This window comes from Shinella sp. M31 (assembly GCF_049199205.1).
GTDB lineage: Bacteria > Pseudomonadota > Alphaproteobacteria > Rhizobiales > Rhizobiaceae > Shinella.
Genome location: NZ_JBLZPH010000004.1, coordinates 106628 through 128435 on the forward strand (window position 1 = coordinate 106628; position 21808 = coordinate 128435).

The following is a 21808-nucleotide window of genomic DNA, read 5'->3' on the forward strand; positions in this document are numbered from 1 at the left end:
CTCGGGCTCACGCTTTGACATGGATATCCCGCGGGAAGTTTGTGAGGGTCTCGCAGCCGCGTTCGGTCACCAGGAAGGTTTCGCTGATTTCGATGCCCCAACCGTCCATCCACATTCCAAGGATCGAGTGCAGCACGTTGCCGGGTTTCAGGATGGATTTATCGCCGGGGCGCAGGCTGATCGTGTGTTCTCCCCAATCCGGCGGGTAGGCGACGCCGATCGAGTAGCCGATCCGCGATTCCTTCTTCAACCCGTAGCGCTCAATGACCTGACGCCAGCTTGCTTCGACCTCTTCGGCCGTCACACCCGCCTTGACCGTCGCAAGCACAGCCTCCATGCCTTCGAGCACCGCCTTACTCGTATCGCTCACTTTGGTTGGCATGGTGCCAAGTTGCATGGTTCTTGCAAGGCCTGCCGTGTAGCGTCGGACGACGCCGGCCAATTCGAGCGCCACCGTCTCGTTTTCACCAAAGCGCCGGTCGCTCCACATGACGTGTGGCGCGGAGGCATTTTCACCCGCAAGAATGGTGGGAGGAAGCGCGGTGATATCACCTGCGAATTCCGGTGAGCCGGCCACCTGCGCGGCCTGGATGCGTGCGATGGCATCGCATTCGCGCACACCGGGTGCAATCGCATCATAGGCGGCGGCCACCGCCGCTTCGGCAAGGCGGGACGCCTTGCGCAGATAATCGACCTCTGCTTCGGACTTCACACTCCGGATCCAGTTCACCAGCAGATCCGCATCGTGGAACGTTGCATTCGCAAGACCTGCCGTCAGACGGGCATGCGCCTTCGGCGAATAATAATAGGCCTCCAGCTCGATGCCGATATTGCCGCTGCCCCAACCTTTGCGGGCAATCCATGCGGCAATCCAGTCCATCGGGTGGCGATCGACGCGCTGCACGTGATCTTCCGGGAAGCCGACGACGTTCTCCGGCGGCATCCACGCCGTTAGCAGGCCGCCGGCCGCATCCATGGCGCGGCCGATCCAGACAGGCTCGTCATCGGTGATCGGCACGAGCACGACCTGTGGCGTGTAGAAGGACCAGCCGTCATAGCCGGTAATGTAGTGCTGATTGGCGACATCGTTGACGATCAGCAGGTCGAGGTTACGGCGTGCCATTTCCGTGCGGATGGCGTGAAGTCTGGCTTTGTATTCCGAAAGCGCGAAGGGAAGTTCGATCATGAAGAGCGCATCCTGTGGCCGGGTTATGAGGTTTCGGTGAGTTTAAGCAGGCTGCAGGGGGCCTCGGGGTCGGCAGCGATGCCGCATAGCCGGAGGCTGGCCCAGGCGGCTGCCAGATTGCTGGTGACCACGGGGAGACCCGTCTGCCGCTCGATTTCCGGCACGCATTGCGCCGCCCGCAATGCTGTGCAGGCGATGAAGAGTGCCTTTGTCTGCGGCGTGACGGTCGCACGCGCCAGCCTGACGATCTCGTCATGTGGCAGGCGCGCCATGTCGCGGTCGTCCTCCATGCCGAGGCAGGTGAGACGGTCGACCGAGAAGCCTTGCCCAGAGAAGAAGGCATGCATGGGTTCCGCGGTGCGCGTCACATAGGGTGTCAGGATGGCGATGCTTTCGGCGCTGAGGGCCCGAAGGGCGCGAGCCGCCGCACCGGCGGGCGTTATGACCGGCGTGCCTGGCTTGCCGGCACCGAGCGCCGCGGCAATCTCGTCCTCGCCGATGATCACCGACGCGGAGGTGCAGCCATAGACAATGGTATCCAGCTGCTCGTCGGGTAGAATGAGCGCCGCAGCCTCGGTGAGGAGCGGCTGCATGGCACGCAGGTTTTCAGGCGTGGTCGGATTGGCGTAGGCCACGCGTGTGACATGGACGGCAACCGCGTCGCTCGCCACCAGACGGCGGAAATCCGCTTCAACAGTATGATCGGTCGCAAGCGCGATCAGGCCGATGCGCCGGGAGGAAGGCCGTCCGTCCAGTGCTTTGCGTGGCTGGATTTCGTCGATCATGCGCGCTCCGCAAGGTTCGAAACCTATTGAGCCGCGCAGACAAAAGCATGTCAATCTGAGAAAAAGATACGTGTCAATTTGCTAGAGCGACAAGATGTTCCGATCGGGGGCTGCACGTAGCAGGGAGGCGAGAACATCCAGGCCTTTTCGCAGAGCGTCCTCATCTGTTGCGCCAACAGCGATGCGGACGGCGCCAACGGGTGAGCCCGAGAGGGAGAACGGGGTGCTGGGCGCGACCGCAACGCCACGGGCTCTGGCCTGCGAGACGAACGCGACCTCGTCATGATCGGGAGAGAGAGGCAACCAGACGTGAAGCCCTTCAGGGTGGGCGCGGTAGGAAAGGTCCTCGAAGCATTTCGAAACGATCCGATTGCGGGCGCGAAGCGTTTCGCGCTGCCAGGTGACCAGAGCGTCTATCGTGCCGTCGCCAAGCCATAGTGTCGCGATCTCGGCGACCACAGGCGTCGCCATCCAGGTTGTCATAAGCTGGCGGTTTGCGATGGTTGCGGTGAGATGGTCCGGCCCTGCGACATAGCCGATGCGCAAACCGGGCAGGGTCACTTTGCTGAAGCCCGTCACGTAGATCGTCCGTTCCGGCGCAAGCGCTGCGACCGGGCGTGGACGATTGGAAATCAGCGGTCCGAAAACATCGACTTCTATGATCGCGATATCGTGTTTGCGGGCGACATCGACAAGGGCGTGGCGCCGGGCTTCCGACATAAGAATGGCCGTTGGATTGGCGAGATTGGGCTGCAACGTGATCGCGCGGATCTCCTCGTGACTGCACGCCTCGTCCAGTGCTTCGGGCAGCATGCCGTCGGCGTCGGTCGCGATCGCGCGAACGCGGATCCCGAGATAGTCCGCCAGCGGACGCACCACATGATAACAGACCTCTTCAGCCGCCAGGATCGCACCGGGGCCAACAGCGCTCATGAGTGCCAGGGTGAAGGCGGAGGACGAGCCGTTGGTCAGGAGCACATTCTGTGATGACACTTTAAGGCCGAGGGTCGCCAGCCATCGAGCGGCCGCGTCGTTGTGCCGGGGGAAAATCGTGTTGGGCCGAAAAGACAGGGCGGAGGCAGGCGTCATCACGTCACCAAGCGAATGGAGCGCTGCTTTCATGCGATCGAGCTGTCGTTGGGTGCACACAGGTGTGACGATCGAAAGGTCGACCACATCCGCGCTGCCGTCAGTCATATAGGGCGGCTGGAATGAAGGGCCGCTTGGTTTGACATAGGTACCGCGGCCGACCTCGCCCGATACGAGACCGCGGCGTGCCAAGATGTCATACGCCTTGCTGATGGTCTGGATGGAGAGCTTGAGGTCATAGGCGAGATCGCGATGCGCCGGCAGCTTTTCATCTTCGGCGAGGCGACCGTTCTTGATCGCGGCCGAGATCTGGTCGGCGAGGGAAACATAAACCGGGCGCCGCAGCAGGCTTGCATCGGGTTGCCATATTGTCATGTGTTTGTCTGACGTAAATGCGTGACAATTTCAATGCCGGATTCCACGTCAGTCAAACCAAGCGAGCCGCGCGGTTCCCAGTGCAGCAAGACGATAAAATCTGCAAGTTCGCCTCCCAAGGCATGACTGCGGAAAGCAGTCCGACTCGGTTCGTGGCAACATCGGCCCATCGCCACTTGGGCTATTGGCCGCTCAAGGTCATCTTTGACGTTTCGGGTGCGTCGGCGTTCAAATAGGCGACGAAATCCCTAAGCATCGGTACCCGGCGGGGGCGGAAACTCTCTTCCGTCATTCGAATATCGGCGATGCGGTCGACGCGGAATTTGCGGAAGTCTTGCCTGAGGCAACACCAGGCAAGGAGCACCAGCACCCGCTCCAGATAGACGATCGCCAGTGGCAGCACTTGCCGGTCGGTCCGCTGCTGCTCCGCGTTCACATAGCCGATCACCACAGCGCGCTCTTGCCAGCAGGCCTCGCGCAGAAGGCCGACATCGGCGATCGGTGGGTCGCGGCGTTCGAAACGGTAGACTTGGGAGGCGGCATGCAGCGCCTGGCGTTGGAGTCGATCGGGCAGCGTTGCCGTGACCTTTGAAAGCACAGCGCCTGCCGCCGCCGCGAGGGCCGGCTCCCCCATATGCTGCACTTCGGCAAGGCCGAGTACCAAAGCTTCGATCTCAAGCCGTGTGAACGTCTGTGGTGGTAAGGCGATGTCTTCCGTCAACCGGTAGCCGAAGCCGCGCTCGCCGTCGATGACGGCGCCTGCTGCACGCAGGCTGTCGATGTCACGGTAGAGCGAGCGTAAGGACACGCCGGTCTCCTCGGCAAGGCGTGCGGCCGTAACCGGGGAGGGGAGAGTGCGAAGCGCCTGGAGCAGGCGGAAGAGGCGATCACTACGAGGCATGACTTTGGAGGATAGGCGAAACCTACTGACGAAAACTGACAGTTAGCCGACATTACAAGGTTCGGGTTGTCAAACGCAATCAAGGATCCACACTATGCTGACGCTCTTCCATTCCCCTCGCTCGCGCTCGTCGCGTATCGTCACCCTGCTTCACGAACTCGACGCCGTCGACAAGGTCGCGATCGAGATTGTCGATATCGCCCGCGGCGACGGCAGCGGCCGCAAGGATCCGCAGAATCCGCATCCGGAAGGCAAGGTGCCGCTGCTCGTGCATGACGGTGTCGTCATCTGGGAGAGCATCGCGATCATTCAGTATCTGACGGATCTCTTTCCGGAGAAGAGGATGGCGCCGGTTGCCGGTGATCCGCAGCGTGGTCAGTATCTTAGCTGGCTTGCCTGGTATGCGGGCGTCGTCGAGCCCGTGCTGGTCATGCAGGCAGCCGGGGTCTCGCATCCTTTCGTGGACTTTACCTTCCGCAGCCCGACGGAACTGGCGGCGCGCCTTAAAGCCGCGCTTGCGGATAGCCCCTATCTGATGGGAGAGCGATACACAGCTGTCGATTTGCTGCTGCATTCGCCCTTTGCTTGGTATCCTGCAGCGACGCCGGACAGCGACGTGGTCAAGGCCTGGGTACAGCGGTGCGGCGAGCGGCCATCGCTGCAATGGACCGCCGATTATGATGCCCGCACCGAGACTGCCGCCTGATCGCTGGCGCTGGCCGCCCCAGCCGGGCGGCCAATTTTGCGTTAGATGGATCTCCCTCGACATCTCTTGTAGCGAGCGACTAAGGAGGTATCGCCAGCACCACGATCCTGGCTCTTACCAATCGCCGCAAATGCCCGATCTGATTGCGGAAGAGCAGCGATGCGAATACGACCGGGCCCAGCGTCGGCGGACCACGGACGAGCCTCCGATCCATCTCGCGCTCCCCTTTAAGGCTTGGTTGCCAAGCCCATCAGATGGTTGGCAACGGCCTCGTAGGCCGGCAGCGATGTCGGATCGTTGGCGGCATTACCAGCGGTCGGGTGCGAGGAGAAGCGGGCGATGACCATCTCTGCCGTAGGATCGACATAGATTGCCTGGCCATGCACGCCGCGCGCCATAAAGGCACCGTGCTCGTTGTGTGTGACCCACCACATCCCACGGTAGCTCCAACCCTTCAGGGCCGGATAGCCGCCTTTTTCGAAGGCTGTCTTGTCGCCGCCGCCGCGGATGCTGTCGATCGCCTTTTGCGGAACGAGACGCTGGCCGCCGGCCATGCCGCCGTCGAGTAGCAGCTGGCCGACGCGCGCCATGTCGCGCAGGCCGGCGTTGAGCCCGCCGCCGGCAAATGGCGTTCCGGTGGAATCGACCGTGTAATAGGCGTCCTGCTCGGCGCCCATCCGGCTCCAGATTCGCTCGGAAAGAAGGTCCGCCACCGACTTTCCCGAAGCACGGGCGATGATCCAGCCGAGTGCATCGCTGTTGATCGTCTTGTAGCCGAAGGCAGGACCGTGTTCCCCTTCCTTCACCACCGTCTTGAGATAGTCGAAATAGCTGCGCGGACCTTCGTAGCCCTCAGGCTTCGGCAGCGGGTTGCCGGCGGCCGAATAGGTCCATACGTCGGCCTTGGGGTCGGCATAGTCCTCGCTATAGCGCAGGCCCGTCGTCATATCGAGCACCTGCCGCACCGTCGCGTCGCCGAAGGCGCTTTGTTTCAATTCAGGAACGATCGTCGCGACTTTCGCGGTCTCGTCCAGCGTGCCCTCTGCCACCAGCATCTCGCCGAGCAGGCCGGTCAGCGATTTCGTCACCGACATCGCACCGTGTTGGCCCGTTTCGGTGAGGCAGCCGGAATAGCGTTCGTAGACGAGCACGCCCTTGTGCAGCACAACGATGCCGTCCGTGTAATTGGCGGAGAGAGACTGCAGCCAGGTCATGTCCTTGCCGGCGCCTGTCGGCCGGAAGGTCACGCCGTCGATGGCGGGATCGATCCTGCGTTCGAGCCCCGCGGGCGCGCCGAGGCCCCGGCTCACATTGACCGTTGGCATCAACTGGCGGAAATGGCAGACCGTCCAGCGGGATTTCGGGAAGGCGAAATAGTCGCTGTCGGAAAAGCGGATGATCCTGTCTTCCGGCGGCGGAAAGCCTCGCATCCAGCCGAGGCCTTGCGGGTCGGATTGCTCGGCCGTCAGGGCAAGTGCACTTTGGCCCGCAGCATCGACCGGAGCGGCGAAAACCGGCACGGCGGCGGCAAGCGCGACCGACAGGGTCCTAGAAATTGACGATGACATTGACGAAACCTCCAAGCCAGTTCGGCGAATTTTCCTTGGTCAGGGAATCGATGCCCTTGCCGGGAAACGAGATGCTGGCACCCGCCGTCAGGAAGGTGTTCGGATTGATGACGCGTGAATATTCGAGATAGATGTCGTCCGCGAGATGGCGGTTGCCGACGCCGGCCATCGGCGTGGGTGTGCCGTCGATGTCGTCGAGGCGTGTGCCCTGGCCGAACTGGATGGGGCTGTTCAACTCGTTGGCGCGAATATGGGCATAACGCAGCGTCCAGGTGTCGGCCTGCGTCGGCTTCACTTGCAGGCTGATCTGGTGGGCGCTGACATTCGAGTTGAGGAACATCATCGAGGACTTCGTGCCCGTCGACCACGAACTCGGATTGCCCTCGTAATAAAGCGGGTCGAAGCGTTCCAGCCGGGAGGTCGAGGGATCGTCGCCTGAGAAGGTCTGGTAGCTGTAGGATATGGTCGGGGCCCAGGACATTTCCTCGAAGGCATAGCCTATCTGGATGCGTCCGCCCCAGGCTCGAAGGTCGATGTCCGGGTTCCACTGATAGGCGAAGTCTCCTCCGACGAAAAAGCCGGCCAGCGCGCCTTCGAACGGATTGGCGCGGCCATAGGCGTTGAGGAAGCTAAGGCCGTCGCGCGCACCGGGCAGGATCACCGGCGGGCCAATGCCCCCGGCGGCGGCGCGGGGGTAGGGCGAATTGGAGTTCACGACATGTCCGAAAGTGAGACCCGCATACCGGTACTCATCGACCTCGTAGCGGAGGTCTGTGCCAAGGATCTTCGTGCCGCTGTCCTTGTCGGACAGTTCGTTAGCGTCGATGTAGAAGGCCGTCGCCGCAAGATCATCCCGGCCGAAACGCAGGATCGCCGCCTGTTCCCAGGCCTTGCGGGGGCCAAGCTTCAGTGCGCCGCGCTCAAATCCGCTCGATCCGCCATTGGCGATCAGCATGCCCGTGCCCGCCTTGAACGGGCGCGGCCCGACGGACATGTCGAAGAACGATCCGGTCTCGGCCGTGGTGCGAAACCCGAGATAGGCATCCTCAAGCGTGACGGCGCCCGTGCCGCCGGCATCGAAGGCATCCGTGCCGAGGGTGCCGGAGGCGACGGCGGACAGTCTCCCATAAAGGGCGACATGTTCACCGACATCCGCCGTGAAGCTGATGCCGGGCATGAAATAGCCTTCGAGCCAACGTGTATCGCTATCGAAGCCGGAGGTCGGCGCGAAGGTGTCGGCGAAGTTCCAGAACAGGTTCTGTTCGGCGACAGCGTTGACCCCGGCTTGAAGGTGTAGGCGCACTTCCAGTCCCGGCTCGTCGATCAGGAGCATGGGATCCTGCGCGCGTGCTGCGTCGGGTGCTGCCGCCAGTCCGAGCACGCCAAGGGCTGCGATCGTCCGTCGGCGGTCCTCTCGCTTGTCCATGTCTTGCTCCAATCGGCTTGTTGGCGAGGACATCGGTGACCTCACATAGACATGGATTCCGCGGAGAGGTCCACCTAATGTCTTCATAACTGTAAAGAGTTTGCGAAGGCCGCCGCCCCGAGGCGAGCGCGCCTGGCTTCGCGGCGAAATCGCGGCCACGGCCATCGCGCTGTTCGGGAGCCGTCTAGCACCAAGGTCTTGTTGACACGTCCCAGAGAACAGGCGGGATATTTCGTCGATGCAATGCATGCGGTCGATGTCCAGACAATCGACGAGCGAGGGGTTGCTATGAACAGCTGAAGGCATGCACTACGGCGAGGTGTTCTCGGCCGCCGCGCATTTACAGGCTCGCAGTCGGAAAGGGTGCCGCTTGCAACAGAACAGTACCCGATGTCGGAGAACGGCGCGAAGGCGTCAAGAATACGGTCGCGCGCGGAGGTCCCTGGGGGGCAACGTAACCGCTGCCCCCTCCATTTCAAGTCTCAGCCGAGCACGGCTTTGACGGCATCGGCTGTCGATTTCACGACGATATCGGCCTCTTCCCTTGTTAGGCAGAGCGGCGGGGCGAAGCCGAGGATGTCGCCCTGCGGCATGGCGCGGCCGATGACGCCGCGTTCGAGGAGGGCGGCGGAGATCTGCGGGCCGATCTTCCTGGCGGGGTCGAAGAAGGCGCGGTCGTCTTTGTCCTCGACGAACTCGATGGCCGCCATCAGTCCGTCGCCGCGCACTTCGCCGACATGCTTGTGGTCTCCAACGGCCTTGGCGAGTTCGCTGCGGAAATAGGCGCCGGTGGAACCGGCATTCTCGACCAGGCCGAGTTCGTCGATGAGCTCGAGATTGGCGACACCGGCGGCGGCGCAGATCGGGTGCGCGGAATAGGTCCAGCCATGGCCGATGGCGCCGAGTTCGTCGGAGCCCTTGACCAGCACGTCCCAGACCTTGTCGGAGACGATGGTGCCCGACAGAGGGGCATAGGCGGAAGTGAGGCCCTTGGCGATGGTAATCAGCGCCGGCTTCATGCCGTAGTGGTCGGAGCCGAACATCGTGCCGAGGCGGCCAAAGCCGGTCACGACCTCGTCGGCGACGAGCAGGATGTCGTATCTGTCGAGCACGGCCTGGATCTTCTGCCAGTAGCCCTTCGGCGGCGGCACGATGCCGCCGGTGCCGAGGATCGGCTCGCCGATGAAGGCGGCGACCGTCTCCGGCCCCTCGGCGAGGATCATCTCCTCCAGCTTGTCGGCGCAATATTGCGAGAACTGCTCCTCGTCCATCGAGCGGTCAGGCCGACGGAAGAAATAGGGGGCTTCCGTGTGCAGGATCGGGGCGCGCGGCAGGTCGAAGGCGTTGTGGAAGAGGTGGAGGCCGGTCAGCGAGCCGGTCATGACGCCCGAGCCGTGATAGCCGCGCCAGCGCGAGATGATCTTCTTCTTCTCGGGGCGGCCGAGAATGTTGTTGTAGTACCAGATCAGCTTGATGTTGGTCTCGTTGGCATCCGAGCCCGACAGGCCGAAATAGACGCGGCTCATGCCCACGGGCGCGCGGTCAATGATCATCTTGGACAGTGTGATCGAGGCTTCCGTGCCGTGGCCGACATAGGCGTGGTAATAGGCGAGGTTCTTGGCCTGGTTTGCGATCGCATCGGCGATCTTCTGACGGCCATAGCCGACATTGACGCAATAGAGGCCGGCAAAGGCATCGAGGCTCGTCTTGCCCGTCGTGTCCGTAATGTAGACCCCTTCGCCGCCGCCGATAACACGCGTCGGCGTCTCGCCGCGGGCGTGCATGCCCATATGGGTCGAGGGGTGGAAGAAGTGGTCGCGGTCCCAGGCGGTGCGTTCGTTGTTTCCGTCGAGCATGGTCGTTCCTTTCGTATGTGGTGCCTGGATCAGGCAGCTGTATCGATGCAGAGATATTTGAGTTCGGTGAAGGCCTCCATGCCGTGGCGCGAGCCCTCGCGGCCGAGGCCGGACTGTTTCCAGCCGCCGAAGGGGATCGGCCCGCCGGTGATCTTCACCCGGTTGACCGCCACCATGCCGTATTCCAGCGCGCGGGCAAGGCGCATCTGGCGTGCGCCGTTTTCTGTGACGACATAGGCGACAAGGCCGTATTCCGTATCATTTGCGCGGGCGATCACCTCCGCCTCGCTGTCGAAGGCCGTGACGGCGGCGACGGGGCCGAAGGTCTCCTCGCGCATGATACGCGCGGCGTCGGGCACATCCGTCAGAAGCGTCGGTTCGTAGAACAGCGGACCTGCCGCGTGGCGCTTGCCGCCGGTCAGGAGGCTCGCGCCGTGTTTCAGCGCATCGGCCACCTGTTCCTCCACCTTGGCGATGGCGCGTTCATGCATCAGCGGGCCGATCTCGACGCCCGGTTCAAGCCCGCCGCCGACCTTTAAAGCCGCGATCCGCGCCTTGAAAGCCGCGGTGAAGGCGGCGAGCACCGCGCGCTCGACATAGATACGGTTTGCGGCAAGGCAATCCTGGCCCGATGTGGCGAACTTGGCGTTGACCGCGATGTCGGCGGCCTTGTCGACATCCGCATCGGCGAAGACGATCAGCGGGGCGTGGCCGCCAAGTTCCATCACCAGTCGCTTCATGGTCGGCGCGCATTGGCCAGCGATCAGCTTGCCGATCTCCGTCGAGCCGGTGAAGCTCAGGGCGCGGATGCGGGCATCGGCGTTCATGCGGCCGACGATGGTTGCGGCATCACCGGTCACGACATTGAAGACGCCGGCGGGAAGGCCGGCGCGCTCGCCGAGTTCGGCCAGCGCCAAAGCCGAAAGCGGTGTCTCGCTGGAGGGATGGGCGACGACGGTGCAGCCGGCGGCGAGTGCGGCGGCAGCCTTGCGGGTGATCATGGCGCAGGGAAAGTTCCAGGGCGTGACGAGGCCGACGACGCCGAGCGCCTCGCGGCGCACGATCATCTCCGCGCCCGGAAGATGGCTCGTCACGCTTTCGGCGTTGAGACGTTTTCCCTCCTCGGCATACCATTCGATGAAGGAGGCGGCATAGTCGATCTCGCCGCGCGATTCCGCCAGCGGCTTTCCCTGTTCCAGCGTCATCAGCAGGGCGAGGTCCTCGCGCGCGTCGAGGATCAGGTCGTGCCACTTGCGCAGGATGGCGGCGCGCTGCTGCGGCAACAGGTCTCGCCAAGCGGGGAAGGCCTGCATCGCAGCCGAGACGGCATCGGCCGTCTGCCCGGCATCGAGGGACGCGACCCAGGCGAGCGTCGCGTTCGAGGCAGGATCCGTCACGGCGAAACTCTCGCCGTCGCGGCCAGCCACCCAGCGGCCGCCGACATAGGAGAGTTCGCGCAGCAGGTGCGGGTCGGCGAGGCGGGCGAGCGCATCGTGAAACGTAGTCCGGGCGAATTGGGCGGTCATGGCGGCCTCCTCTGGCTTGTGAGAGGAGTCTGCCAGAGGTCTGGGCGGCAGATTGTCTATTGCCGGGGTGTCAGGCAGAGACTTTAGCCAAATCGGAGGCTGGCCGTAGACAATCTCTCTACGGCAGGCTCATTCGGAGGCCGGTAGAAGGGTGGCCAGCGGCAGCACCGTTTCCTCCTTCACCGTCTTGGTGACGATGTAGGTGAAGTAGCGGTCGATGCCAAGTTCGCGGTCGAGCAGGCTGTCGACAAGGCGCTGGTAGGCGTCGATATCCGCCGCCATGATCCTCAGGATATAATCGACCCCGCCGCCGACCGACCAGCAGGCGACGATCTCCGGCGTTGCCGCCACGGCCCGCTCGAACCGGTCGAAATCCGTCTGGCGATGGTTTGCCAGCGTCACCTCCATCATGACGCTGGCGACCGGCGCGACGCGCCGCACCGCCACACGCGCGTGATAGCCTGAAACGATGCCTGCTTTTTCGAGCTTGCGCAGCCGGAGCCAGCAGGGCGTGGGCGACAGCCCCGCCTTTTCCGCCAGCGCCAGTTTGGTGATGCGGCCGTTCTCCTGGATCGCCTCCAGGATGCGCAGGTCGATGGCGTCGAGTTTCATGCGGTCGCCCTCCGGGCGGAGATCATGTCAAAGCTTCGAAAAAGACAATGGAAAGGCATTTTGGCGTTGTCAATTGAACTGAATTTGAGCACTGTTGAAATCATGACAACTTGGCGTCCCGATCTATCTCAATTGCGCCGGCCGGCCTACCTGTCCCTCGCCGAGCAGATCGCCCGCGCCATCCAAGAAGGACAGCTGCCCAACGGTACACGCCTTCTGCCGCATCGCAAGCTCGCCGACGACCTGAAGCTCTCCGTGCAGACCGTCAGCCGCGCCTATGACGAGCTGATCCGCCGCGGCCTCATCTCGGGAGAGGTCGGCCGCGGCTCCTTCGTGCAAACGCAGCCGAAGGAGCCGGAGCCGCCCTATCTGCCGGAGCGGCTGGGCGAGCTGGTGGACCTTTCGATCCTCAAACCCGTTTGCGAACAATTGCATCTCGAGCGCATGCGCGAGGCCTTCGGCTGGCTGGCGGAGAACCTGCCGTCGAGTTCGGCGCTGTCCTTCCGCCCCAACATGGTGTTCCCGCGCCATCGCGCGGTCGCCGCCGAATGGCTGGCGCGCTGCGGCCTCGATATCTCGCCGCTCAACATCAGCCTCACCAATGGCGCGACCTCGGGCATGACGGTGGCGCTGATGAGCGTGGCTCCGCCCGGCTCCACCGTCGCGACGGAGGCGATCAGCCACCACACGCTGGTGCCGCTCTCGACCTATCTCGGCCTGCATCTCGAAGGCCTGCCGATCGACCGCGACGGCATGATCCCCGAAGCGCTGGACGATGCCTGCCGGAAAGGCGTCATTCGCGCGGTGTTCCTGCAGCCGTCCGTGATCAACCCGACGGCGACGCTGATGAGCGCCGAGCGTCGGCAGGCGCTCGCCGATGTCGCGCGGCGTCACGATATCGCGATCATCGAGAACGACATTCTCGGTCCGCTCGTCGAGCGCAAACCACCGCCGGTCGCCGCCTACGCGCCGGAGCGCACGCTCTACATCACCAGTTTCACCAAGATCACGGTGCCGGGCCTGCGCATCGGCTATCTCGCGGCCCCCGACCGCTATGTCGCCGCCGTTGCAAACCGGCACCTCGTTTCGAACTGGATGGCGACCCCGTCCATTGCCGAGATCGCCACCCGCTGGGTCAGCGACGGCACCGCCATGGAGCTCGTCAACTGGCAGCGCCGCGCGCTTGCTGTGCGCCATGCTATCGCGGAGGAAGCCTTCGCTGGCCTGCCCTATCATGCCCATCCGCAGAGCCTGCATGTCTGGCTGCCGCTGCCGGAAGGGCATACGGAGGAAGGTTTCGTCTCGCAGGCCCGCCTGCGTGGCGTCGCCATCGCACCGGGCTCGTCCTTCCGAACGGCGGACCAGGGCTGGCATCCGGCCGTGCGCATCTCGCTCGGCTCGACGACGGAGCAGGAACTTCGCACGGGTCTCGGCATTCTGGCTTCACTGGCCAGCGGAAACCCGGAGGCGTTGCTGCTCGCGATTTAGGGCGAATTGCCCGCCAAATGCGCAGGAAAACAATAATTGTCATGAGATTATTATTCGGATTGACATGATTTTGATCGCCGCGCATCGTTAGGCCATCACTTGTCCCGACAGGGAGAGACAGGCATGGCCGCACCCATCATCCGCATCGACAACATCACCAAGCGCTACGGTCCCCTGACCGTGCTCGACGGTTTGTCGATGGAGGTGCTGCCGGGGGAAAAGCTCGCCCTCATCGGTCCGTCCGGCTCCGGCAAGACGACGATCCTGCGCATTCTCATGACGCTGGAAAGCATCAGCGGCGGCCATATCGAGGTCGAGGGCGACCAGCTCTACCATATGCCGAAGAACGGCAGCCTCGTGCCGGCGGATGACCGCCACCTGCACCGGATGCGCGAGAAGATCGGCATGGTCTTCCAGCACTTCAATCTCTTTCCGCACAAATGCGTTCTCGACAATGTCACGCTCGCGCCGATGCTGACCAAGGGCGTAGCGAAGGCGCAGGCGGAGAAGCGGGCGATGGAGCTTCTCGACATGGTGGGCCTCGCCGACAAGGCGAAGAACATGCCCGCCCAATTGTCCGGCGGACAGAAGCAGCGTGTCGCCATCGCCCGCGCTCTCGCGCTCTCGCCGAAGATCATGCTGTTCGACGAGGTGACCTCGGCGCTCGACCCGGAACTGGTCGAGGAGGTGCTGAACGTCATGCGCAAGCTCGCCGCCGAGACCGACATGACCATGCTGCTTGTCACCCACGAGATGGGCTTCGCCCACGACTTCGCCGACCGGGTTCTGTTCTTCGACCGTGGCAAGATCGTCGAGGAAGGCAAGCCGGACGAGATTTTCCGCAATCCCAGGCAGGAGCGCACACAGACCTTCCTGCGCAAGATCATCGCGGCAGGGCACCGCGTCTGAGGGGCCTGCGCCGTTCGGAAACAAGGCTCCAAGCACACTCGATAACAACCAGAAACAGCCAGAGGAGTTCACAATATGAGCATGAGGACGTTTTTGACCCTGGCCGCCGGCGCAAGCGCGCTGATGGCCGCCGTCGCCACCACCCCGGCTTTCGCCGACGATGCCAAGCTGGAGGAGCTGAAGGGGCAGGGCTTTGCCCGCGTCGCCATCGCCAACGAGCCGCCGTTCACCGCGGTTGCCGCCGACGGTAAGGTTTCGGGCGCTGCGCCCGATGTCGCCCGCGAGGTCTTCAAGCGCCTCGGCGTCGCTGATATCGTCGCATCGATCTCGGAATATGGCGCGATGATCCCCGGCCTTCAGGCGGGCCGTCATGACGTCATTACAGCCGGCCTCTTCATGAAGCCGGAGCGTTGCGCGGCCGTTGCCTATTCCGAGCCGATCCTCTGCGACGCGGAGGCCTTTGCGCTCAAGAAGGGCAATCCGCTCAAGCTGAAGAGCTATAAGGACATCGCCGACAATCCGGATGCCAAGATTGGTGCGCCGGGCGGCGGCACAGAAGAGAAGCTGGCGCTCGAAGCCGGCGTTCCGCGTGACCGCGTGATCGTCGTGCCGGATGGCCAGAGCGGCCTGAAGATGCTGCAGGACGGCCGCATCGATGCCTATTCTCTGCCCGTCCTCTCCATCAACGATCTCGTCGCCAAGGCGAATGATCCAGAGATCGAGGTCGTGGCCCCGGTGGAGGGTGCTCCGGTCTATTGCGACGGTGCGGCCTTCAAGAAGGGCGACGAGGCCCTGCGCGATGCCTTCGACGTCGAGCTCGCCAAGCTGAAGGAAAGTGGCGAATTCGCCAAGATCATCGAGCCCTACGGCTTCTCGGCCGCAGCCGCGATGTCGACGACGCGCGATAAGCTCTGCGCTGCGAAGTAAGCGCGCGCTCCATCTCGTCCTCTCCCTTTGCCAAGGGGGAGGGCGCCTTGACCTACTCTCGAACGGGAAAACGATGACCGACTGGTCCGGCTATATAGGGCTGATCCTGCAAGGGGCGCTCGTGACGCTTCAGCTCACCGTGATGGGCTCGGTGCTTGCCGTCATCATGGCGTTCCTCGCCGGCCTCGGCCGCGTCAGCCGCTTCATGGCGGTGCGTGCGCTTGCCACGACCTATATCGAGTTCTTCCGCGGCACTTCGATCTTCGTGCAGCTCTTTTGGGTCTATTTCGTGCTGCCCTTCGCCGGCGTCACGCTGTCGCCGCTGCAGGCCGGCGTGCTGGCGCTCGGCCTCAATGTCGGCGCCTATGGTGCGGAGGTGGTGCGCGGCGCCGTCAAGGCGATCGGCCGCGAGCAGCGCGAGGCCTGCATCGCGCTCAACCTGACGCGAGGCCAGGCGATGCGCCACGTCATCCTGCCGCAGGCCCTGCCGCTGATGCTGCCGACCTTCGGTAACAATGCGATCGAGCTTCTGAAGGGCACGGCCGTCGTGTCGCTGATCTCGCTCACCGACATGACCTTCCAGGCGCAGGTGGTGCGCGCCCAGACCGGCAGCACGCTGATCCCCTTCGCGGTCATTCTCGTGCTCTATTTCCTGATGGCGCTCGCCATCTCCACCGGCATGCGCTGGCTGGAACGCCGCGTCACCCGTGGCCTCGACGGCGTGAGGACCTGACGATGGAATGGGACTGGAATTTCGTCTGGCAGATCATGCCGACCCTGCTTGAGGGCCTGAAGATCACGCTTTTGGCGACCGTCCTGGGTGCCGCCGTCGCCGCGGTCGTCGGCCTGCTCTTCGCCATCCTGCGCATGACCGCGCCGAAGCCGATCGCGCGCGCGACGAGCTTCGTCGTCGAGTTCATCCGCGGCACGCCGCTGCTCGTGCAGCTCTATTTCATCTTCTACGTGCTGCCGGATATCGGCATCCGCCTGCCGGCGCTGCTGGCCGGCGTCATCGGGCTCGGCGTGCATTACGGCACCTATGCGGCCGAGGTCTATCGCGCCGGCATCGAGAACGTGCCGCGCGGGCAGTGGGAGGCGGCGAAGGCGACGAACCTTTCCGGCCGCCAGACCTGGATCCACGTAATCCTGCCGCAGGCCATCCCGCCGATGATCCCGGCACTCGCCAACTATCTCATCGCCATGTTCAAGGAGACACCATTGCTGTCGGCCATCACGGTGCTGGAACTGATGAACCAGGCGAAGAGCGTCGCCAACAGCAGCTACCGCTACATCGAGCCCATGACCATGGTGGGCGTCTTCTTCCTGATCATGAGCCTGATCTCCGTCGTCTTCCTGCGCTGGCTGGAAGAACGGTACGCCCGCCTGGAGGAACGCTGATGCAGACCCTCGATCTTGCCCTCGCCTCGCGTGCGCCAAAACTCGACGCCCGCCCGCTGAAAAAGCGCGTCGGCCTGATCATCCTGGCGACCGATCACACGACCGAGGTGGATTTTCAGCGCATGGTGGCAAGCGACCGGATCGGCGTCTATGCGACCCGCATTCCCTATGCCAACCCGGTAACGCCGGAAAACCTGCGCGCCATGCAGCCCTCGCTCACGGCCGGCGCAGCGCTCATCCTGCCGGACGAGCCGCTCGACGTCGTCATGTATTCCTGCACATCGGCTTCGGTCGTCATCGGTGATGCCGCGGTGGAAGCGGCGGTGAAGACCGCCAAGCCGGGAGCTGCCGTCGTCACGCCCACGGCCGCGGCCGTGTCCGGCCTCAAGGCCTTCGGCGCCAAACGCATATCCGTGTTAACGCCCTACACGCTGGAAACCAGCCGGCCGATGGCCGATTATTTCTTTGCGCTCCGCTTCGATATCGCCTGCTTCACCTGCCTCGGCCTCACGGACGACCGGGAGATGGCGCGGATCGCGCCGGAGGAAATCGTCGCCTTCGCGAAGGAGGCCATGGAGCCCGATTCCGATGCGCTCTTCATCTCCTGCACCGCTGTTCGCGCGGCCGGCGTCGCGGCCGAAATCGAGGCCGCCATCGGCAAGCCTGTCGTCACCAGCAACCTTGCCACCGCCTGGGCCTGCCTGCGCCTGTGCGGCGACGAAGCGCCCCGGCCGGAACTCGGCCGGCTGATGACGCTCGCCTATCCGGGCGCCAAACCATGACGGACGCGCGCCTTCCCGTAACAATCAAAGATATCGAGCAGGCGGCTCGCCGCATCGATGGCCGTGTCCTGCGCACGCCGTTCGTTCCTTCCGCGGCCTTTTCCAAGCGCTTAGGCGTGCCGGTCGGCCTGAAACTCGAACATCACCAGACGACTGGCAGCTTCAAGCTGCGCGGCGCGACCAATGCGGTGCTCTCCCTTTCGCCCGAACAGCGGGCGCGCGGTGTCGTGGCGGCCTCGACAGGCAATCATGGCCGCGCCCTTGCCCATGCGGCCAAGGCCGAAGGTTCGGTCGCGACGATCTGCATGTCCAATCTGGTGCCGGAAAACAAGGTCGCGGAAATCCGCCGGCTCGGCGCCGATGTCCGCATCGTCGGCCGATCGCAGGACGAGGCGCAGCTGGAGGTGGACCGGCTGGTCAGCGAAAACGGCCTCGTCATGGTGCCGCCCTTCGACGACAAGGCGGTCGTTGCCGGGCAGGGCACGCTCGGGCTGGAAATCGTCGAGGCCATGCCTGACGTCGCGACGGTGCTCGTACCGCTTTCCGGCGGTGGGTTGGCGGCCGGCGTCGCGGCGGCGGTCAAGGGCCGTTTGCCGAAGACCCGCGTCATCGGCCTCACCATGGAGCGCGGCGCGGCGATGAAGGCGAGCCTCGATGCGGGCCGGCCGGTGCAGGTCGAAGAGGTGGCGAGCCTGGCGGATTCGCTCGGCGGCGGCATCGGGCTCGACAATGCCGTGACCTTCGCCATGTGCCGCGCTTTGCTTGACGATGTGATCCTGCTCTCCGAAGCCGAGATCGCCGCTGGCATGCGGCATGCCTATGCTGAGGAGCGCGAGGTGATCGAAGGTGCGGGCGCTGTCGGCATCGCGGCGCTGCTTGCCGGCCGGCTCGGCCGGCTGGACGGCCCGGTGGCTATCGTCTTGTCCGGCCGCAATGTGGATATGGGCCTGCACCAACGGGTCATGAATGGTGAGGAGGCGGCATGACGAAGATGAAGATCCTGACCGAAGGGGAGCTCCGGCGCATCGTGCCGCTCGATCTCGAAGCTATCGCCTGCGTCGAGGATGCCTTTCACGCGCTCGCCACCAAGGCCGTCGTCATGCCGCCGATCCTGCGGCTCGACATGCCGGAGCAGCGCGCGGAGGTGGACGTGAAGACCGCCTATGTGCCGGGCCTCGATGGTTTCGCGATCAAGATCAGCCCCGGCTTCTTCAACAACCCGGCCATCGGCCTGCCGAGTACGAACGGTCTGATGGTCCTGTTCTCGACAAAGACCGGCCTGGTGCAGGCGGTGCTGCTCGACAACGGTTACCTGACGGATGTGCGCACGGCCGCCGCCGGCGCGGTTGCGGCGCGTTATCTCTCGCGTCCGGACGCCGGCGTGGCCGCCATCTTCGGCGCGGGCATGCAGGCGAGGCTGCAACTGGAGGCGCTGAGCCTCGTGCGCCCGATCCGCGAGGCCCGCATCTGGGCGCGCGATGCGGTAAAGGCCGAGTCGGTGGCCGCGGAACTGACGCTGAAGCTCGGCTTCCCCGTCCGTGCAGAAGCCGATGGCCTTGCGGCGGTCGATGGGGCCGATATCATCGTCACCACCACGCCGTCGGAAACGCCGGTGCTCAAGGCCGAATGGCTCCAGCCCGGCCAGCACGTCACGGCCATGGGCTCGGATGCCGAGCACAAGAACGAGATCGAGCCCGCGGTCATCACGGGCGCCGGGCTTTATGTCGCCGACAGCCTGAAGCAGACCCGCCGTCTCGGCGAACTGCATCATGCCATTGAAGCCGGCCTTGTGACCGAGGGTATGGGCTTTTCCGAACTCGGCGAAATTGTCGCCGGGCGAAAACCGGGCCGCAGCGGCCCCGAGCAGATCACCGTGGCGGATCTTACCGGCACGGGCATTCAGGACACGGCCATCGCAACCCTTGCCGCCGCCCGCGCGGCAGCGGCCGGTGCCGGCACGACCTTCGAGAGTTGAAACCGGCTTTTCGCCGGGTATAGAGGAAAAACCGATGAAACAAGCGAACCTGAAGTTCTCACTTCCGGAATACGAAGCGCGTCTTCAAAAAACGCGCAAGGCCATGGAAGCCAAGGGCATCGACCTGCTGATCTGCAGCGACCCGTCGAACATGAACTGGCTGACGGGCTATGACGGCTGGTCCTTCTATGTGCACCAGTGCGTCGTGGTGCCGCCGACGGGCGAGCCGATCTGGTATGGCCGCGGACAGGATGCCAACGGCGCGAAGTTCACCGCCTATCTGAAGCACGAGAACATCATCGGCTATCCGGACCATTACGTGCAGTCCACCGAACGCCATCCGATGGATTACCTCGCAGCCAAGCTCACGGAACGTGGTCTCGACAAGCTGACCATCGGCGTCGAGATGGACAATTACTGGTTCTCGGCGGCCGCCTTCGCCTCGCTGACGAAACACCTGCCGAACGCCCGCTTCGTCGACGCCACCGCACTCGTCAACTGGCAGCGCGCGGTGAAGAGCGAGACGGAAATCAAGTATATGCGCAATGCCGCGAGGATCGTCGAAAAGATGCACGAGCGCATCTTCGACAAGATCGAGGTCGGCATGCGCAAATGCGACCTGGTGGCGGAAATCTACGATGCCGGCACGCGCGGCGTCGACGGCATCGGCGGCGACTATCCGGCGATTGTGCCGCTTCTGCCCTCCGGCGTCGAGGCCTCCGCGCCGCATCTCACCTGGGACGACCGGCCGATGAAATCCGGCGAGGGCACGTTCTTCGAGATCGCCGGCTGCTACCATCGCTACCATGTGCCGCTGTCGCGTACAGTCTTTCTCGGCAAGCCGACACAGGCCTTCCTCGATGCGGAGAAGGCGACGCTGGAGGGCATGGAGGCAGGCCTTGCGGTCGCAAAGCCGGGCAATACCTGCGAGGATATCGCCAATGCCTTCTTCGCGGTCCTCAAGAAATACGGCATCGTCAAGGACAACCGTACCGGCTACGGCATCGGCGTGTCCTACCCGCCGGACTGGGGCGAGCGCACGATGAGCCTGCGCCCCGGCGACAGGAGCGAACTGAAGCCCGGCATGACCTTCCACTTCATGACCGGCCTCTGGCTGGAGGACATGGGTTTCGAGACGACGGAAAGCATTCTGATCACCGAGACCGGCGTCGAATGCCTCGCCAAGGTGCCGCGCAAGCTTCTCGTGAAGGATTGAGCTATGGCGGACCGTGACCTTCGTCCATCGCCGATCAGCGCCACGGTCGATTTTTCGGCCGAGGGCGTGCAGCACGGCTTCCTGCGCCTGCCCTACAGCCGGGACGATTCCGCCTGGGGCTCGGTGATGATCCCGCTGACGGTGGTGAAAAACGGGGAGGGGCCGACGGCCCTTCTCACCGGCGGCAACCATGGCGACGAATATGAGGGGCCGATCGCGCTCTTCGACCTTGCCCGCAGGCTGAAGGCCGAGGACATCTCCGGCCGCGTCATCATCGTGCCGGCGATGAACTACCCGGCCTTCCTCGCCGGCACGCGCACCTCGCCGATCGACAGGGGCAATATGAACCGCAGTTTTCCGGGCGCGCCCGACGGCACGGTGACTCCGAAGATCGCCGACTATTTCCAGCGCACGCTGCTGCCGCTTGCCGATATCGTGCTCGATTTCCATTCCGGCGGAAAGACGCTCGATTTTCTGCCCTTTTGCGCAGCCCACATCCTGCCCGACAAGGTGCAGGAGGCGAAGGCCTTCGATCTCGTCCAGGCCTTCGGCGCGCCCTGGTCGATGAAGATGCTGGAGATCGACGCGGTCGGCATGTACGACACGGCGGCGGAGGAGATGGGGAAAATCTTCATCACCACCGAACTCGGCGGCGGCGGCACGGCGACGGCAAAGAGCGCCGGCATCGCCAAGACGGGTGTCGCGAATGTACTGAAGGCGGCGGGTATTCTCAATGGAACAGCCGAGGCGGCGCAAACCACTTGGCTCGACATGCCCGATGGCAATTGCTTCTCGTTTGCCGAGGACGGCGGTCTGATCGAGCCGCTCTTCGATCTCGGCGACCAGGTGAGGAACGGCGATGTGGTGGCCCGCATCTATCCCGTCGGCCGAACTGGCGCGGAGCCGGTGGAGATCCGGGCAAAGATGGACGGCGTCCTCGCCGCACGCCATTTTCCCGGCCTTGTCAAATCCGGTGACTGCGTGAGCGTGCTTGCGACGGTCGTGAGGTGAGATCTGCCAACCTTTATTGAGTCTTTGGTTCACATCCCATCAAGAGCTTGAACGCGTCTTCTTTGAAAGGCC

At 63.9% G+C, this 21808-nt stretch carries 20 protein-coding genes; 11 read left to right on the forward strand and 9 right to left on the reverse strand.

Annotation, left to right across the window (positions count from 1 at the left end; all coding sequences use genetic code 11):
• Positions 1-7 precede the first annotated feature (7 nt).
• The 4 genes from ACOZKU_RS00965 to ACOZKU_RS00980 form a co-directional block, all read right to left on the reverse strand.
• Positions 8-1186 (reverse strand): M24 family metallopeptidase, encoded by a 1179-nt coding sequence (locus ACOZKU_RS00965; RefSeq protein WP_421577268.1) that lies wholly within the window; start codon positions 1184-1186, stop codon positions 8-10.
• A gap of 23 nt (positions 1187-1209) precedes the next feature.
• Entirely contained in the window at positions 1210-1971 is a 762-nt protein-coding gene (gene eutA, locus ACOZKU_RS00970) for an ectoine utilization protein EutA (protein WP_421577269.1), read from the reverse strand.
• 81 nt (positions 1972-2052) lie between these two features.
• Positions 2053-3435, reverse strand: coding sequence for a PLP-dependent aminotransferase family protein (locus ACOZKU_RS00975; protein WP_421577270.1), 1383 nt, complete (start codon positions 3433-3435; stop codon positions 2053-2055).
• Between the two features lie 181 nt (positions 3436-3616).
• Positions 3617-4336 (reverse strand): helix-turn-helix transcriptional regulator, encoded by a 720-nt coding sequence (locus tag ACOZKU_RS00980; RefSeq protein WP_421577271.1) that lies wholly within the window; start codon positions 4334-4336, stop codon positions 3617-3619.
• A 94-nt stretch (positions 4337-4430) separates the two neighbouring features.
• Here ACOZKU_RS00980 and ACOZKU_RS00985 point away from each other — a divergent pair, with 94 nt between their 5' ends.
• The gene (locus ACOZKU_RS00985) at positions 4431-5042 is read left to right on the forward strand and encodes a glutathione S-transferase family protein (protein ID WP_421577272.1); all 612 of its coding nucleotides are present in this window, start codon (positions 4431-4433) and stop codon (positions 5040-5042) included.
• A gap of 227 nt (positions 5043-5269) precedes the next feature.
• Here the strand turns inward: ACOZKU_RS00985 and ACOZKU_RS00990 are convergent, their stop codons facing one another.
• The 5 genes from ACOZKU_RS00990 to ACOZKU_RS01010 all read right to left on the reverse strand — a co-directional run bounded on the left by ACOZKU_RS00990 (position 5270) and on the right by ACOZKU_RS01010 (position 12030).
• Entirely contained in the window at positions 5270-6610 is a 1341-nt protein-coding gene (locus tag ACOZKU_RS00990) for a serine hydrolase domain-containing protein (protein WP_421577273.1), read from the reverse strand.
• Positions 6591-8036 carry an alginate export family protein gene (locus tag ACOZKU_RS00995; protein WP_421577274.1) on the reverse strand — a complete coding sequence of 482 codons (1446 nt, stop codon included), beginning with the start codon at positions 8034-8036 and terminating at the stop codon, positions 6591-6593. Before ACOZKU_RS00995 ends, ACOZKU_RS00990 begins: the two co-directional genes overlap by 20 nt.
• Before the next feature lie 482 nt (positions 8037-8518).
• On the reverse strand, positions 8519-9892 hold the full coding sequence (locus ACOZKU_RS01000; RefSeq protein WP_421577275.1) for an aspartate aminotransferase family protein: 1374 nt from the start codon (positions 9890-9892) through the stop codon (positions 8519-8521).
• A 29-nt stretch (positions 9893-9921) separates the two neighbouring features.
• A complete protein-coding gene (locus tag ACOZKU_RS01005) occupies positions 9922-11418 on the reverse strand; it encodes an NAD-dependent succinate-semialdehyde dehydrogenase (RefSeq protein WP_421577276.1) in 1497 nt (498 codons plus the stop codon).
• 129 nt (positions 11419-11547) lie between these two features.
• Positions 11548-12030, reverse strand: coding sequence for an Lrp/AsnC family transcriptional regulator (locus ACOZKU_RS01010; RefSeq protein ID WP_421577277.1), 483 nt, complete (start codon positions 12028-12030; stop codon positions 11548-11550).
• 66 nt (positions 12031-12096) lie between these two features.
• On the opposite strand from ACOZKU_RS01010, the gene ACOZKU_RS01015 reads away from it, so the two are divergent.
• The 10 genes from ACOZKU_RS01015 (at position 12097) to doeB (ending at position 21736) form a co-directional block, all read left to right on the forward strand.
• A complete protein-coding gene (locus ACOZKU_RS01015) occupies positions 12097-13518 on the forward strand; it encodes a PLP-dependent aminotransferase family protein (RefSeq protein ID WP_421577317.1) in 1422 nt (473 codons plus the stop codon).
• 123 nt (positions 13519-13641) lie between these two features.
• Entirely contained in the window at positions 13642-14427 is a 786-nt protein-coding gene (gene ehuA, locus ACOZKU_RS01020) for an ectoine/hydroxyectoine ABC transporter ATP-binding protein EhuA (protein WP_421577278.1), read from the forward strand.
• Between the two features lie 81 nt (positions 14428-14508).
• Positions 14509-15354 carry an ectoine/hydroxyectoine ABC transporter substrate-binding protein EhuB gene (gene ehuB, locus ACOZKU_RS01025; RefSeq protein WP_421577318.1) on the forward strand — a complete coding sequence of 282 codons (846 nt, stop codon included), beginning with the start codon at positions 14509-14511 and terminating at the stop codon, positions 15352-15354.
• A gap of 73 nt (positions 15355-15427) precedes the next feature.
• Positions 15428-16087: an ectoine/hydroxyectoine ABC transporter permease subunit EhuC gene (gene ehuC / locus ACOZKU_RS01030; protein ID WP_226918630.1), complete on the forward strand. Its 660-nt coding sequence runs from the start codon at positions 15428-15430 to the stop codon at positions 16085-16087.
• Positions 16088-16089: 2 nt separating this feature from the next.
• Positions 16090-16752 carry an ectoine/hydroxyectoine ABC transporter permease subunit EhuD gene (gene ehuD / locus ACOZKU_RS01035; protein ID WP_421577279.1) on the forward strand — a complete coding sequence of 221 codons (663 nt, stop codon included), beginning with the start codon at positions 16090-16092 and terminating at the stop codon, positions 16750-16752.
• Positions 16752-17534, forward strand: a complete 783-nt coding sequence (eutA, locus tag ACOZKU_RS01040; protein ID WP_421577280.1) for an ectoine utilization protein EutA — start codon at positions 16752-16754, stop codon at positions 17532-17534. Before ehuD ends, eutA (ACOZKU_RS01040) begins: the two co-directional genes overlap by 1 nt.
• Entirely contained in the window at positions 17531-18520 is a 990-nt protein-coding gene (eutB, locus tag ACOZKU_RS01045) for a hydroxyectoine utilization dehydratase EutB (protein WP_421577281.1), read from the forward strand. The genes eutA (ACOZKU_RS01040) and eutB overlap by 4 nt, the downstream gene beginning before the upstream one ends.
• The gene (gene eutC, locus ACOZKU_RS01050; protein WP_421577282.1) at positions 18517-19509 is read left to right on the forward strand and encodes an ectoine utilization protein EutC; all 993 of its coding nucleotides are present in this window, start codon (positions 18517-18519) and stop codon (positions 19507-19509) included. Before eutB ends, eutC begins: the two co-directional genes overlap by 4 nt.
• A gap of 34 nt (positions 19510-19543) precedes the next feature.
• Positions 19544-20725: an ectoine hydrolase DoeA gene (gene doeA / locus ACOZKU_RS01055; RefSeq protein WP_421577283.1), complete on the forward strand. Its 1182-nt coding sequence runs from the start codon at positions 19544-19546 to the stop codon at positions 20723-20725.
• A gap of 3 nt (positions 20726-20728) precedes the next feature.
• On the forward strand, positions 20729-21736 hold the full coding sequence (gene doeB, locus ACOZKU_RS01060; protein WP_421577284.1) for a N(2)-acetyl-L-2,4-diaminobutanoate deacetylase DoeB: 1008 nt from the start codon (positions 20729-20731) through the stop codon (positions 21734-21736).
• Positions 21737-21808: the final 72 nt, after the last annotated feature.

Coding starts and splice junctions, on each gene's coding strand:
- ACOZKU_RS00965 (WP_421577268.1), bottom strand. CDS start 1,186: ATGATCGAACTTCCCTTCGCGCTTTCGGAATACAAAGCCAGACTTCAC.
- eutA (WP_421577269.1), bottom strand. CDS start 1,971: ATGATCGACGAAATCCAGCCACGCAAAGCACTGGACGGACGGCCTTCC.
- ACOZKU_RS00975 (WP_421577270.1), bottom strand. CDS start 3,435: ATGACAATATGGCAACCCGATGCAAGCCTGCTGCGGCGCCCGGTTTAT.
- ACOZKU_RS00980 (WP_421577271.1), bottom strand. CDS start 4,336: ATGCCTCGTAGTGATCGCCTCTTCCGCCTGCTCCAGGCGCTTCGCACT.
- ACOZKU_RS00985 (WP_421577272.1), top strand. CDS start 4,431: ATGCTGACGCTCTTCCATTCCCCTCGCTCGCGCTCGTCGCGTATCGTC.
- ACOZKU_RS00990 (WP_421577273.1), bottom strand. CDS start 6,610: ATGTCATCGTCAATTTCTAGGACCCTGTCGGTCGCGCTTGCCGCCGCC.
- ACOZKU_RS00995 (WP_421577274.1), bottom strand. CDS start 8,036: ATGGACAAGCGAGAGGACCGCCGACGGACGATCGCAGCCCTTGGCGTG.
- ACOZKU_RS01000 (WP_421577275.1), bottom strand. CDS start 9,892: ATGCTCGACGGAAACAACGAACGCACCGCCTGGGACCGCGACCACTTC.
- ACOZKU_RS01005 (WP_421577276.1), bottom strand. CDS start 11,418: ATGACCGCCCAATTCGCCCGGACTACGTTTCACGATGCGCTCGCCCGC.
- ACOZKU_RS01010 (WP_421577277.1), bottom strand. CDS start 12,030: ATGAAACTCGACGCCATCGACCTGCGCATCCTGGAGGCGATCCAGGAG.
- ehuA (WP_421577278.1), top strand. CDS start 13,642: ATGGCCGCACCCATCATCCGCATCGACAACATCACCAAGCGCTACGGT.
- ehuB (WP_421577318.1), top strand. CDS start 14,509: ATGAGGACGTTTTTGACCCTGGCCGCCGGCGCAAGCGCGCTGATGGCC.
- ehuC (WP_226918630.1), top strand. CDS start 15,428: ATGACCGACTGGTCCGGCTATATAGGGCTGATCCTGCAAGGGGCGCTC.
- ehuD (WP_421577279.1), top strand. CDS start 16,090: ATGGAATGGGACTGGAATTTCGTCTGGCAGATCATGCCGACCCTGCTT.
- eutA (WP_421577280.1), top strand. CDS start 16,752: ATGCAGACCCTCGATCTTGCCCTCGCCTCGCGTGCGCCAAAACTCGAC.
- eutB (WP_421577281.1), top strand. CDS start 17,531: ATGACGGACGCGCGCCTTCCCGTAACAATCAAAGATATCGAGCAGGCG.
- eutC (WP_421577282.1), top strand. CDS start 18,517: ATGACGAAGATGAAGATCCTGACCGAAGGGGAGCTCCGGCGCATCGTG.
- doeA (WP_421577283.1), top strand. CDS start 19,544: ATGAAACAAGCGAACCTGAAGTTCTCACTTCCGGAATACGAAGCGCGT.
- doeB (WP_421577284.1), top strand. CDS start 20,729: ATGGCGGACCGTGACCTTCGTCCATCGCCGATCAGCGCCACGGTCGAT.